This is a genomic window from Gilliamella sp. BG3, assembly GCF_046635605.1.
In the GTDB taxonomy this organism is placed as follows: domain Bacteria; phylum Pseudomonadota; class Gammaproteobacteria; order Enterobacterales; family Orbaceae; genus Gilliamella; species Gilliamella bombi.
On record NZ_JBIDFE010000001.1, the window covers coordinates 173,587 to 187,789 of the forward strand.

Genomic DNA, 14,203 nt, shown 5'->3' on the forward strand with positions numbered 1-14,203 from the left:
TTAGCTAGCAATATATACTCTATCACTTTTATAATTATATATTACGGTTAAATTAGATAAACCAACTATTCAAATTATCTAAAATCAATTAAAACTAGGTAATATAAATATGATGCAAAGTTCATTAGGATTTCCAATAGAGACCATGTTGGTATTTGTTGTGCTAGCCTTGGCTGCAATTATTGTTGATTTATATGCTCACCATAACGATAAACCTATCAGTTTAAAAAATGCCATTATATGGTCACTTTTTTGGATAATTGTTGCACTGGGGTTTGCACTATTTTTATACATTCATCATGGGAGTACTACTGCTAGCTTATTTGTTGCTGGTTACGTCCTTGAAAAAGCACTATCTGTCGATAATTTGTTTGTCATTATGGCTATTTTTTCTTGGTTTTCAGTACCTAATAATTATCGACATCGCTTACTTTATTGGGGAGTTATTGGCGCTATTATATTCCGCGCCATATTTGTTGTAATTGGAACAGGTTTGTTATATTTAGGTCCTTGGATGGAATTAGCTTTTTCAATATTAGTAGCTTGCACTGGAATAATAATGCTAAAAAATCAAGATAATGGTCAAGACATAAAGGATTATTCAAATCACTTAACTTTTCGCATCGCCAAACGTATTTTTCCATCTTACCCCAAAATTGTCGGTCATCACATTTTATTAACCAAAAAACAACTTGATAGAGAACTTGCAAAACCTGAGAATAGCAATTTAGTTGGTAAAATACCTAAAAGTGTTTTTTATGCTACACCGCTGTTTTCATGTATTGTTGTAATTGAGTTAAGTGACGTTATCTTTGCGTTTGATTCTGTTCCTGCCGTGATTGCTGTAAGCCAAGAACCGCTAATTGTCTATAGCTCGATGATTTTTGCTATTTTGGGTCTTAGAACTATGTATTTTATTTTACAAGCCATGAAACAGTATTTAGCTCATCTTGATAAGGCAGTTATCTGTTTACTCTTTTTTATTGCCGGAAAATTGGCTTTAAATGCAAGTAATCATCTATTTGGATACGGTATTGATATAGATCCAATTACCAGTCTTTATATCGTTTTAGGCACACTAGCTTTAGGAATTATTGCTAGCATCATCTGTCCGAAAAAATAAAGTGCGATAATTAGAGTAAAAATATTGGCAGGTTTTCCTGCCATTTTTAGTATAAATTTATTGACGTTTTAAAGATCGAATAAAATAACTTACACCTAAAATAACAAACCAAATAGGTGTTGCCACTAATGCCTGGCGAGTATCAATCTCAAAAGTAAGTAATACAATCACGAAGGCAAAAAAAGCCAAACAGACGCAGCACATAAAAATACCACCTGGCATTTTAAATTGAGATTGTTCATGTAAGTTTATTTTTTTGCGACGATAAGCAATATAAGAAATAAGAATCATCGACCAAATAAACATAAATAAAATAGCCGAAATTGTAGTTACTATAGTAAAAGCTTCCATGACATTAGGCACTAAATAAATCAAAACAACTCCACCAAACAAACATGTGCACGAGAATAATAGCCCATTAGCCGGTACAGAGCGACTCGATAATTTCCCAAACGGTTCAGGAGCATCTTGTTTTTTAGCAAGCCCAAACAGCATTCTGCTTGTTGAGTAAATACCACTATTAGCAGATGATGCTGCTGAAGTTAATACTACAAAATTAATAATACTTGCAGCAGCAGGCAAGCCAATTAGAGTGAATAATTCTACAAAAGGACTTTTGTTTGGAGAAATAAACTCCCATGGAGTTACACTCATAATAATGATTAAAGCAAAAACATAGAAAAAGATGATACGCGCAGGCACTGAATTAATTGCACGAGGCAAATTTTTGCACGGATCAACGGTTTCTGCTGCAGTTGTGCCAACTAACTCAATCCCAACAAAAGCAAAAATAGCAATTTGAAATCCAGCAAAAAAACCCATACTACCATGAGGGAAAAAGCCCCCGTATTCCCACAAATTCGAAAATCCAGCTGTGGTACCCGTTTGTTCGGAATGAAAAGCAGTCAAAATGAGTACGAGTCCAATTCCTATCAATGCTAAAATTGCAATAATCTTAATCATTGAAAACCAAAATTCTGTTTCACCAAACATTTTTACCGTTAATAAGTTTAGTGTTAAAAGTAAGGCAACTGTTAATAACATTGGTATCCATGACTGCAGTTCAGGAAACCAATGTTGCGCATATCCAGCAATTGCAATAACGTCGGCAATCCCTGTAATTACCCAACAAAACCAATATGTCCAACCAGTAAAAAATCCAGCCCAAGGCCCCAAAAGGTCATTGGCAAAATCACTAAAAGATTTGTACTTTAAATTAGAAAGAAGGATTTCCCCCATCGCACGCATAACAAAAAAAAGGATAAAACCAATAATCATATAAACAAAAATAATAGAAGGACCAGCAAGACTAATTGTCTTTCCTGAACCCATAAATAAACCAGTCCCAATTGCCCCACTGATTGCAATTAATTGAATATGACGGTTAGAAAGATTTCGCTTTAGATCATTTTTTGAGGATGTAATGCTCATCGCTATTATTTCCTTTTATTTTCTATATTTCTCGACTTACTAAGAGTCTAGGACTATAAAGTCTATAGAATAAAATCGCAAGTTGAATTGTTATGAAAACTTTTTATGGATTCATAATAATTATCTGTAGTTTCTTATAATAGAATTGTGTAGCATAACTAGCCATATTGCTTAACTTATTATAATTATTTTCCAAGATGAAAAAAAAAGATCGTTATTATTATTTTTATTTTTTAAGTATTTTACTTGTTTTATCTATTTTTATTGGTAGCCAATACTATTCAAATAAACCAACTAATCAAGGCCAACAATATAAAGATGGGAAATTATCTTTACCACTTAACATTAATCATCCTCAATTAAGTATTCCTGTCAACATATCAGACTACATTATTCAAATAGCTAAAATTAAATCGTCATCGCCTTCTTTATATAAAAAAAATGAACATATTTATAAAGCAATAAATGAGTGGATTAGCCGTTCTTTAACGATTGATGAATTTTACAAGGTGGGACTTAACAGTTACGAAATGGTTGGACAAGATGGGTATGGCAATATACATTTAACAGGCTACTACACTCCGATAATCAAAGCAAGGCATCAACCAACAGCAGAATTTAAATACCCTATTTATAAGATGCCGGTTGTTAGTGATGAAGAACAACTACCAAATCGTGAACAAATTTATAATGGAGCTCTTTCTGATAGAGATCTTGAAATTGCATACAGTAATTCCTTAATGGATAACTTTATTATGGAAGTACAAGGTAGTGCCTATATTGATTTTGAAGATGGTTCACCTTTAGTCTTCTTCAGCTATGGAGGTAAAAATAATTATGGCTATTCTAGTATAGGAAGATTATTAGTAGAACAAGGCGAAATAGAAAAAGAAAAAATTTCTATACAATCAATTAAAGATTGGGCAAAAAACAAACCAGAAAATAAAATTAAAGCTTTACTAATTCAAAACCGTTCATTTGTTTTTTTTAATCCACAATATAATGCTGAAGTTACGGGTGCTGCTGAAATACCTTTGGTTGCAAATGCATCATTCGCATCGGATAAATCAGTCATTCCTTTAGGATCTGTAGTATTAGTTGATGTGCCGCTTCTTGAAGACGATGGGCAATATCGAGGCAGACGAGAAACTCGACTTATGGTTGCACTTGATGTTGGTGGTGCTATAAAAGGTCAACATTTTGACCTTTATCTAGGAATAGGAGATAAAGCAGGAAAATTAGCCGGATACTATAACCATTATGGACGCGCATGGGTACTACAGCCTTAAACTACTAACGTCGACGCCATCAAAAGAACCTGTTAGAATAAAGTAATACAAGCTGAATTAAGGATAACTCATGAGATTATGTGACAGAGATATCGAAGCATATTTAAAAAATGGTAAATTAAAAATAACACCGCAGCCTGCAGCAAGCTGTATTAATGGTGCGACTGTTGATGTTAGATTAGGTAATCAATTTCGTACTTTTCGAGAACATACTACACCTTATATAGATTTAAGTGGTCCAAAAGAAGAAGTATCTGCAGTCTTGGAACGAGTGATGAGTGAAGAAATAGTATTACCTGAAGGTGACGCCTTTTACTTACATCCTGGTGAGCTAGCATTAGCTGTAACTTTAGAATCAGTCACTATTCCTGACGATTTAGTTGGCTGGTTAGATGGCCGTTCATCACTTGCTAGATTAGGTCTAATGGTTCACGTTACAGCTCATCGTATCGACCCTGGCTGGCAAGGACAAATTGTATTAGAATTTTATAATTCAGGAAAAATTCCATTAGCACTTAGGCCTGGAATGACAATTGGTGCGCTCAGTTTTGAAACGCTAAGTGGTCCTGCGGCAAGACCATACAATCGGAGGTTAGATGCAAAATATAAAGACCAGTATGGTGCTGTTGCCAGCCGTATTGATAAAGACTGAATAATTGATAACCATAACGAAGGAACATTAATATGATCAAAAAAATATTGGTTATTCTATTTGCCTTAATTCTAGTCATAACAATTAGTATTGTTTCATTGATTGTTTTTGTTGATCCCAACAACTTTCGTGGGTTTATTTCTGATACAGTTAAAGATAAAACAGGATATGAATTATCCATCGATGGAAATTTACGTTGGCATATATGGCCGCAAGTGAGTATTTTAACTGATTCAATTAAGCTAACTGATGCAGGAGCTTCAAAACCCCTTTTAGCTGCAGATAATATGAGATTAGACGTTGAGTTACTACCTCTATTCTCCAAAAAATTATCAGTCAAAAATGTTTTTATAAAATCAGCAGTTATCAGTATCACCAATGAAAGTAAAGGCAATATTGCAAAAAATGGTACAAAAACATCATCTAATACGACTACGAATAAACCAACTGATTCTAAAGATCAAGAAATTTCATCTAATTGGAAATTTAGCTTAAATAAATTTGAAGTTAGTGATAGTACTGTGACATTACAACATAATAATGATTTAATTAACTTTAGAAATATTAATCTAGTGTTAGAACAAAATAGTGAAAAAAATATTTCTATCGATTTAAAAGGTAATATAGATAAAAATCAACAAGATTTATCTTATTTGATACATGCATATGTCGATTTAAATCAATTTCCAGAACAAGCGTTAATCGATTTAAAGAAATTAGATTTCATTTATAAAGGTGTAGACAATTCAACAAAAGAGCTAAAAGGTAACATTAGCGGTGTATTTAACTACCAACATCCACAAATGTTACTTAAAAGCCAAAATTTAGCTTTTTCAATCAATGAAAATCATTTTACTGCTACAATAAATGCTGATTTAGCAAATAAACCATATATAAATTTGCAGTTAAATTCAGATAAAATCGATCTCACTTCGTTCTTGAAAACAAGTCAAAATTCAAATAAAGAAGCAAATCCTCAACAAACTTCACCAGTGGTGTCGAATGTCACAAAAACCAATAATGAATTAAACTTTCTGAATAATTTTAATGCTAAAGCTAAATTAAATATTAAACAGATTAATGCTAACAAAGTAACATTAAATAATATTGACATTGATATGACCAATGAGGAAGGTATTGCAATATTTAAAAAGATTAACTTTGATATTGCTAATGGCCATATAGCTGCAACTGGTTTAGCAAATGGTAAACAAAAAAGTACACTAATGAAGCTTAATACCAAAATATCAAATGTTGATTTAAATACATTTTTTAATCAATTAAATATAGCTCATGATTTAGAGGGTTTATTTAACGCTACTGGAGATTTAGAAAGCAACAGCTTATCTGGTTCAAAAATCTTAGCCAACTTGCAAGGAAATTTGAATATAGTAGTGACTAATGCAAGGCTAAATAATTTAAATATTCAAAGAATCATCCAAAATATAGCAACTCAATATTCAAAGGACATCATGACTCCTGAAAATCAAAAAAAATATACTGAATTCCATAAAATTTCAGCTATTGGTAACTTAAGGCAAGGTAATTTGCAATTGTCGACATTAAATGCCAATTCTGAAACTCTTGATGTCATTGATGGCTCAGGGCGAGTTGGTTTTTTAAAACAAGATTTGGATGTTAATTTGAATTTAAAAATATTAGGTGGCTGGAACGGTAAAAGTGAAACAATTAGTAAACTGCAAAAGTTAACAATACCACTACGTATTTATGGGCAATTTGCTAATCTTCATTATCAAATAGATATGAGTAAATTAATTACCGATGCACTAAGTGATAAATTACAAGAACGTTTAGACAAACTCCGCGAAAAATTAAAAACTCATGACTCTAAAGATAATTCAAAATCTAAATCAAAAGCTGCAGATATCTTAGGCGAGCTAATAAGAAAGTAACAATAAAAAAGGTGAAGTTGAGCAAATTCATCTTCACCTTTTTATGTTTAGAAGTTAAACTTTTATAAAATAAACTTACTTAGATCTTCATCTGCAACAAGCTTATCTAAATGATCGCTTACATATTTAGCATCAATAGTTACAGTTTCTCCACCGAGTTCACTAGCTTCAAATGAAACATCTTCCATTAAGCGTTCCAAAACAGTATGCAACCTACGGGCACCAATATTTTCATTTTGCTCATTTACTTGCCATGCTGATTCCGCAATTTTACGAATGCCATCCGAGGTAAAATCGATGTTAACACCTTCTGTTGCCATTAGAGCTTTATACTGAACAGTAAGTGAAGCATTTGGTTCGGTTAAAATACGTTCAAAATCTTCACTTGTTAGAGCTTGTAATTCAACCCTAATTGGTAATCTGCCTTGTAATTCGGGAATTAAATCAGATGGATTTGCTGTTTGGAAAGCACCTGATGCAATGAACAAAATATGATCCGTTTTAACAGATCCATGTTTAGTCGACACTGTACAACCTTCAACCAATGGTAAAAGATCCCGTTGCACTCCCTCACGTGAAACATCTGGGCCTGAAGAATTACCACGTTTACAAACTTTATCTATTTCATCAATGAAAACAATTCCATTTTGTTCTACTGCTTCAATCGCCTCATGTTTAAGATCATCAGGATTAACCAATTTAGCAGCTTCTTCTTCAATGAGTTGTTTGAGCGCATCTTTAATCTTCATTTTACGTGGTTTTGTTTTTTGTCCACCTAAATTTTGAAACATTGACTGTAATTGATTGGTCATCTCTTCCATACCTGGAGGAGCCATAATTTCAACACCAATATTAACACCAGCTAATTCGATTTCTATCTCTTTGTCATCAAGTGAACCTTCACGTAATTTTTTGCGGAAAGCTTGTCTTGCTGTTGTATTATTATCTTCAACTTGTCCCCACCCATCTTTAGCTGGTGGTACAAGTACATCCAAAATGCGCTCTTCAGCTAATTCTTCCGCTCGATTACGATTGCGTTCAATCGCCTCTTGACGGATCATTTTTACTGCAGAATCAGTTAAATCCCGAATAATTGAATCAACTTCTTTCCCCACATAACCAACTTCGGTAAACTTAGTTGCTTCTACTTTAATAAACGGTGCATGCGCTAATTTGGCTAGACGTCTTGCAATTTCAGTTTTACCAACACCTGTTGGCCCAATCATAAGTATATTTTTTGGTGTAACTTCATGACGTAATGTTTCATCTAGTTGCATACGGCGCCAACGATTACGTAACGCAATTGCAACAGAACGTTTTGCTTTTTCTTGCCCAATAATATGTTGATTTAGTTCGCTTACAATTTCACGAGGAGTCATTTCAGACATAGTTAAATTTCTCTTAAATCAGATTAATAATTAAGTTCTTCAATTGTTTGGAAATTATTGGTATAAACACAAATGTCTCCAGCAATCGATAATGATTTTTGCACAATATCATGTGCAGAAAGTGAGGTATTATCTAGTAGTGCTCGTGCCGCTGCTTGCGCATAAGGGCCTCCAGAACCAATAGCAATTAAGTCATCTTCTGGTTGAATGACATCACCAGTACCTGTAATAATCAATGATGCACTTTCATCAGCAACAGCAAGTAGTGCCTCTAGCTTACGTAGCATTCTATCTGTTCGCCAGTCTTTAGCTAGTTCGACAGCTGCTTTAGTTAAATGTCCTTGATGCATCTCTAGTTTTCTTTCAAACAGTTCAAATAGTGTAAAAGCATCTGCTGTACCGCCAGCAAAACCTGCAATCACTTTGTTATTATATAAACGACGAACTTTACGAGCATTTCCCTTCATAATAATACGCTCGCCGAGCGTAACTTGCCCATCGCCACCTATAACCACTTGACCTTCACGACGGACACTGACAATTGTCGTCATATTCTGCTCCTTCTTTCACTTAAGTAACTTTATTCGGAATGAATAGACTATATATAGGGATGATTAATATAATTTCAACATTTTAATTTGAAGATATTGTTAATTTATTTTAAAAAAATTTCTGGAAATATAGCGTTTGCGAATAAAAACTATTTTGGTTGAAAGTCAATTGTCATTATTTTTACTTGATTATAAAATGTGCTCGCAGGTTTTGGAATAATAGCTTGTTTAGTTGCAGAAAGGGCTTCTCGACATAATGCATCATCACCACCTTTTGCACTCACATCAAGCAATAAACCATCGGGTGCAATTTGAATTTCTAATACACAATTTCGGCCACTATATAATTTATTAGGATTAATAAACTTATTACTAATCGCATTTTGAACTAATGATTTGTATTTATTTAGCTCTCCATCAGAAACACCTTTACGACTAGCAGCACCACCTGATGGATTAGATGTGCCTGATGTTAACCCGTTTAGTAAATTATCAAGTTCTTTATCTTTTTTAGCTTGTGCAGCTCGCTTAGCTTTATCGGCAGCAGCTTTTTCAGTGGCTTGCTTTTTTGCTTGCTCTTCTTTCTCTTTAGCTAACTCAGCTTGTTTTTGTTCATTTTCAATTCTCTGCTTTTCTATAATTTCCTGTTCGGCTTTAGCTTTAGCTTCTTGTTCAGCTTTTTGTTTAATTAACTCTTCTTGTTTACGTTGATTTTCCTCACGTTGCTTTTCTAATAGCTCTCGCTCAGCTTTTAATTTAGCTTCTTGCTCAGCTTTTTGTTTAGCCAATTCCGCTTGCTGTTGTTCTAAACGCTGCTTTTCAGCTTGTCTTTGCTGCTCTTCTAACTGTTCTTTAGCTTTACGTTCATCTTCTTCTTTTTGCCTTGCTACCCGTGCCGCCTGTGCAGCCTCTGCCTCTTTCTTTTGTAGTTCTTCTACTTTTAAGCGCTCTCTTTCTAACTCTTTAAGTCGTTGCTGTTGAGCCAGTTGCTGTTCTTGTAAAGCTTGAGCCTGCTCTTCTATTTGTTGCTGCCTTTGTTGCTCAGCCCGTTTTTGGCTAATCTGTGTTTTTAGTTGTCTTTGGTATTGTTCATCCATTACAGAAGGATCAACCATAATAGCATCAATAGAATTGCCGTTAAAGCTACCATAATTAACATCATTACTATACATAACTCGGTAACCTAAAATAATAATTAAAATCATATGTAGTATAATAGATATTACAATAGCTATACTTAATTTTGAATTTGACTTATGAGACATTGCTGACATCTTTTATAATATTTAAATTGGTTGAGTCATTAATCCTACAGACTTAACACCTGCTGATTGTAATAAATTCAACGCTTTTATAATTTCTTCATAGGGAACATCTTTAGCTCCACCAACTAAAAACACAGCCTTTTCATTAAGCAACATCTGTTGCTTAACTTCTGCAACAATTTTTTCTTGTGGTAAATTAGCTTGACGGTCCTGCTCAATAATTAGAGCATAAACTCCAACGCCTGACACTTCAATAATGATTGGTTTAGTTTCTGATGGTGAAATCGTCTTAGATTCCGATGCTTCAGGTAGATCAACTTCAACACTTTGACTAATAATTGGTGCCGTTGCCATAAAAATAAGCACTAATACTAATAGTACATCAAGTAAAGGTACTATATTGATCTCAGATTTAGTCGAATAACGAGAACGTCTGCTTCTACTCATAATTATTTCCTAACAGCAACTGCTTGGCGTTGTAAAATTGCAGAAAATTCATCAATAAAGTTAAGATAGCTTTGTTCAATTCGACTCACACTCAATGATAAACGATTATAAGCAAGTACGGCAGGAATAGCAGCAAATAGACCAATTGCGGTTGCAATTAATGCTTCAGCAATCCCTGGCGCAACCATCTGTAACGTTGCCTGTTTAACTGCACCTAAAGAAATAAATGCATGCATAATTCCCCAAACAGTACCAAACAAACCAATATATGGACTAATAGAACCTACTGTACCTAGAAAAGGAATGTGTAATTCAAGGATATCAAGTTCACGATTCATAGCTAAACGCATAGAACGCAATGCTCCATCTAAAGCAGATTCTGCCATATTTGGATTAATTTGATAAAGCCGTGAAAACTCCTTAAAACCTGAATAAAAAATATGCTCTGTACCACTAATTTCTTCTTTATAAAATTTCGCTTTATCAAATAAAATATTTAAATCATCAGCAGCCCAAAAACTATTATCAAATTCCTCAACTTGTTTTTTAGCTTTTCCTAAAATCTTACTCCGTTGAAATATAATAGCCCATGATATAACAGAAAAAGTAAGTAGCAATAACATAACACATTGTACTAACAACCCCGCTTGCAAAAATAGATTAATAATGTTCAGATTTTCCACTTATATAAACTCCAAAACTAATAACTTAGGAAGCCCGCATGGCTTCATCTTAGCGATATCTACACAGGCAATAAGCACATCTGCTGTGCTGATAACTCGTTCATTTTGATTAACAATAGTCTGTTTGAAAATAATAGATGCTTTGCGAGTTTGATCCACCTTAGTACTAATAGTAAGCATATCATCTAAACGAGCAGGAAAATGGTAGCTAATATCCATTTTTTTAACAACAAACGCAATATTTTCTTGTAATAAGGTCTGTTGGCTAATTCCTAGTTGTCTTAAAATTTCAGTCCTTGCTCTTTCAAAAAATGCTAGATATCTAGCATGATAAACTACACCGCCTGCATCTGTGTCTTCATAATAAACTCTTGCATTCCAATTGAATTGTTTCATATCCAAATCACACTAATCAAATTTGGTGTTATTATATCTGAATATAAACTTCGCTGCACTATGATATAAAAAACAGCAAATGAAAACAATTATCATTTTCCTTTATTGCTAATATTTTACTTACTAATTAAAAAGGTGACTATTTGTCACCTTTTTATTAATTTATACTTGATATTATTTGTTATTAGTTTCTTTTTCGCTACCCCTTTCAACTAACAAACCTGTAACAGCCGATAGCATACATGCAGCAATAATTCCTATAAACCACAAAATGTAATACATAATAGTTCCTTAATAAAGAGAATGTTTATTATTTTCAATATGATTTTTATCTAGTCTTCCAAACATTTTGATATATGACCAAATAGTGTATATAAGGACAATAGGTAAAAATATAAGAACCACAATAAACATAATATTAAGTGTTAATTGGCTTGATGATGCATCCCATATTGTTAAACTTGCATTTGGCATAATGCTTGAAGGCATAATAAATGGAAAAGTTGCAATACCATAGGTAAATAAAACACAGGCAATTGTTAATACTGATGAAATAAATACTAATGCATTTTTGTTTAGACTAGAAAAAAGAATAGTAAGCAGTGGTAACACCATACCTAAAACAGGGACTATCCATAAAACTGGATAATTCAGATAGTTATCTAACCATGAAGCATCAGTAGAAACTGTTTTAGTCAATGGATTAGATGCTGCATTATAATCAATCACACTGGTAACTTCATAACCATGAATGCCAAATGCAACCCAAACTCCAGCCAAAACAAATGCAATTAACATTACTAAGCTAGCAATTTGTGTAGCCTTTCTGGCTCTTAAATAAAGTTCCCCTGATGTTTTCATTTGTAACCAAGCACCACCATGAGCAACAAATAACATTAAGCTAACAACGCCAGTCAACAATGCAAAAGGATTAAGCAAACCAAAGAAGTTACCATCATAAAATACACGATAAGAGTTATCAAATCGGAAAGGAACACCTTCTAATAAGTTACCAAAAGCAACACCAAAAACTAATGCTGGCACAAAGCTACCTGCAAAAATACCAGCATCCCATAAATTACGCCATTTTGAATTTTCTAGTTTACTGCGATAATCAAAACCAATTGGTCTAAAAAATAGCGCACAAAGAACTAAAATCATTGCAATATAAAAACCAGAAAACGACGCAGCGTATACCATTGGCCAAGCAGCAAATATTCCTGCACCAGCAGTAATTAACCATACTTGGTTACCATCCCAATGAGGAGCAATTGCATTAATCATAATGCGACGTTCTGTATCAGTCTTACCAATAAACGGTAATAAAATACCAACGCCCATATCAAAACCATCCGTTACAACAAAACCGATTAAAACAACACTAATCAGCACCCACCAGATGACGCGTACAATCTCGTAATCAATCATTGTGTATACTCCCTATGTCCTATCTGTTACCGGTTGTGTTTTTTCATAATGATAATTGCCTGTGCCTAAAGAACTTGGCCCTAAGCGAGCAAATTTAAACATTAAGAATAATTCAGCAATTAAGAATAGTGTATAAAGTCCACAAATAAGAACCATAGTGAATAACACTTCACCTGCTGTTAATGAAGAATTTGCTACTCCAGTCGGTAAGATGTCTTGAATTGCCCAAGGTTGGCGTCCATACTCGGCAACAAACCAACCTGACTCACATGCCAGCCAAGGGAACGGTAAAAAAAGAATTAATATGCGGTGTAACCAACGCTTTTCACCAATTTTATTTTTATAAGTAGTCCATAAAGCAAACCCAGTACCCAAAATCATTAATACACCAAGGCCGACCATAACTCTGAAAGCCCAAAATAGTGGCCAAACTGTAGGAATTGAGTCTTCTACCGCAGCCTTTATATGTTCTTCAGTAGCCTGAGGTATAGCCAAATTATCACGATCAGTAAAACGTTTGACTAAATAACCATAACCTAAATCAGATTTATTATCTTCAAAAGCTTTCAGTACATTAGGGTCTTGATTACCCTGATGGATCTTCTCCAAATTACTATAGGCTAATATCCCATTGCGAATTCTTTTTTCATTATTTGCTAAAATATCTTTTAATCCTGTTACTTGAGTATCAAGTGAACGAGTGGTCATTATTCCCATAACATATGGGATCTCTATTGCAAACAAGTTTTCTTTATTGCTTTGTGATGGAAAAGCAATAACATTAAATGATGCTGGTGCAGGTTGAGTTTCCCATTCTGCTTCAATTGCTGCAAGTTTAGCTGGCTGAACAGTTGTCATCTCATGACCAGCTTCATCACCCATAATCGCCACAACGATTGACATAATAAATCCAAATGTGGCTGCAACAGCGAAAGATCGTTTGGCAAAGGCAACATCACGTTTTTTTAACAAATAGTAAGAGCTAATACTTAAAATAAAAATAGCACCTGTTAAATAACCTGCTGCAACAGTATGAACAAATTTATATTGAGCAACTGTATTAGTAATTAACTCATAGAAATTAGCCATTTCCATGCGTGAATTAATAGGGTTAAATTCAGAACCTATTGGGAATTGCATCCAACCATTAGCGACTAAAATCCAAAGAGCTGAAAGGTTAGAGCCAAATGCGACACACCAAGTTACCATTAAATGTTTACCACGGCTTAATCTATCCCAACCAAAGAAAAATAAACCTACCATGGTTGATTCTAAAAAGAATGCCATTAAACCTTCAATAGCTAACGGTGCACCAAAAATATCTCCCACATAATGCGAATAATAAGACCAGTTAGTACCAAATTGAAATTCCATGGTTAAACCTGTTGCGACACCTACTGCAAAGTTGATACCAAACAGTTTACCCCAGAATTTTGTCATATCTTTCCAGACTTGCTTACCACTAACAACGTATACCGTTTCCATAATTGCTAGCATAAACGCTAATCCTAGCGTTAATGGAACAAAAATAAAATGATACATTGCAGTAAGAGCAAACTGGAGCCGTGAAAGTTCTACTATATCTAGCATAAACGCTCCCTAATCCTTAAATGCTCACAAATTTTTACGTTATTGCC

Annotated in this window: 13 protein-coding genes; 4 read left to right on the forward strand and 9 right to left on the reverse strand. The window is 33.9% G+C overall.

Annotated features, from left to right (window positions below; genetic code table 11):
* Positions 1-109 precede the first annotated feature (109 nt).
* A complete protein-coding gene (locus ACGH6S_RS00820; RefSeq protein ID WP_411578170.1) occupies positions 110-1,123 on the forward strand; it encodes a TerC/Alx family metal homeostasis membrane protein in 1,014 nt (337 codons plus the stop codon).
* A gap of 57 nt (positions 1,124-1,180) precedes the next feature.
* Here ACGH6S_RS00820 and cycA read toward each other — a convergent pair whose 3' ends face one another.
* Positions 1,181-2,554 carry a D-serine/D-alanine/glycine transporter gene (cycA, locus tag ACGH6S_RS00825; protein WP_411578171.1) on the reverse strand — a complete coding sequence of 458 codons (1,374 nt, stop codon included), beginning with the start codon at positions 2,552-2,554 and terminating at the stop codon, positions 1,181-1,183.
* 197 nt (positions 2,555-2,751) lie between these two features.
* Here cycA and mltA point away from each other — a divergent pair, with 197 nt between their 5' ends.
* The 3 genes from mltA (at position 2,752) to asmA (ending at position 6,408) form a co-directional block, all read left to right on the forward strand.
* Complete coding sequence (gene mltA, locus ACGH6S_RS00830) at positions 2,752-3,843, forward strand: murein transglycosylase A (protein ID WP_411578172.1); 1,092 nt, start codon at positions 2,752-2,754, stop codon at positions 3,841-3,843.
* Between the two features lie 70 nt (positions 3,844-3,913).
* The gene (gene dcd, locus ACGH6S_RS00835) at positions 3,914-4,495 is read left to right on the forward strand and encodes a dCTP deaminase (protein ID WP_065589523.1); all 582 of its coding nucleotides are present in this window, start codon (positions 3,914-3,916) and stop codon (positions 4,493-4,495) included.
* 32 nt (positions 4,496-4,527) lie between these two features.
* Complete coding sequence (gene asmA / locus ACGH6S_RS00840; protein ID WP_411578173.1) at positions 4,528-6,408, forward strand: outer membrane assembly protein AsmA; 1,881 nt, start codon at positions 4,528-4,530, stop codon at positions 6,406-6,408.
* 62 nt (positions 6,409-6,470) lie between these two features.
* Here the strand turns inward: asmA and hslU are convergent, their stop codons facing one another.
* The 8 genes from hslU to ACGH6S_RS00880 all read right to left on the reverse strand — a co-directional run bounded on the left by hslU (position 6,471) and on the right by ACGH6S_RS00880 (position 14,156).
* Positions 6,471-7,796: an HslU--HslV peptidase ATPase subunit gene (gene hslU, locus ACGH6S_RS00845; RefSeq protein ID WP_174798594.1), complete on the reverse strand. Its 1,326-nt coding sequence runs from the start codon at positions 7,794-7,796 to the stop codon at positions 6,471-6,473.
* Positions 7,797-7,819: 23 nt separating this feature from the next.
* Positions 7,820-8,347 (reverse strand): ATP-dependent protease subunit HslV, encoded by a 528-nt coding sequence (gene hslV, locus ACGH6S_RS00850; RefSeq protein WP_025316169.1) that lies wholly within the window; start codon positions 8,345-8,347, stop codon positions 7,820-7,822.
* Positions 8,348-8,496: 149 nt separating this feature from the next.
* Complete coding sequence (gene tolA, locus ACGH6S_RS00855; RefSeq protein ID WP_174798595.1) at positions 8,497-9,612, reverse strand: cell envelope integrity protein TolA; 1,116 nt, start codon at positions 9,610-9,612, stop codon at positions 8,497-8,499.
* Between the two features lie 21 nt (positions 9,613-9,633).
* Entirely contained in the window at positions 9,634-10,059 is a 426-nt protein-coding gene (gene tolR, locus ACGH6S_RS00860; RefSeq protein WP_065574447.1) for a colicin uptake protein TolR, read from the reverse strand.
* Positions 10,060-10,061: 2 nt separating this feature from the next.
* Positions 10,062-10,742 (reverse strand): protein TolQ, encoded by a 681-nt coding sequence (gene tolQ, locus ACGH6S_RS00865; protein WP_034909742.1) that lies wholly within the window; start codon positions 10,740-10,742, stop codon positions 10,062-10,064.
* Positions 10,743-11,138: a tol-pal system-associated acyl-CoA thioesterase gene (ybgC, locus tag ACGH6S_RS00870; RefSeq protein WP_141671007.1), complete on the reverse strand. Its 396-nt coding sequence runs from the start codon at positions 11,136-11,138 to the stop codon at positions 10,743-10,745.
* Between the two features lie 291 nt (positions 11,139-11,429).
* Positions 11,430-12,566, reverse strand: coding sequence for a cytochrome d ubiquinol oxidase subunit II (cydB, locus tag ACGH6S_RS00875; protein ID WP_034909746.1), 1,137 nt, complete (start codon positions 12,564-12,566; stop codon positions 11,430-11,432).
* Positions 12,567-12,578: 12 nt separating this feature from the next.
* Entirely contained in the window at positions 12,579-14,156 is a 1,578-nt protein-coding gene (locus ACGH6S_RS00880) for a cytochrome ubiquinol oxidase subunit I (protein WP_174798596.1), read from the reverse strand.
* Between the last annotated feature and the right edge of the window lie 47 nt (positions 14,157-14,203).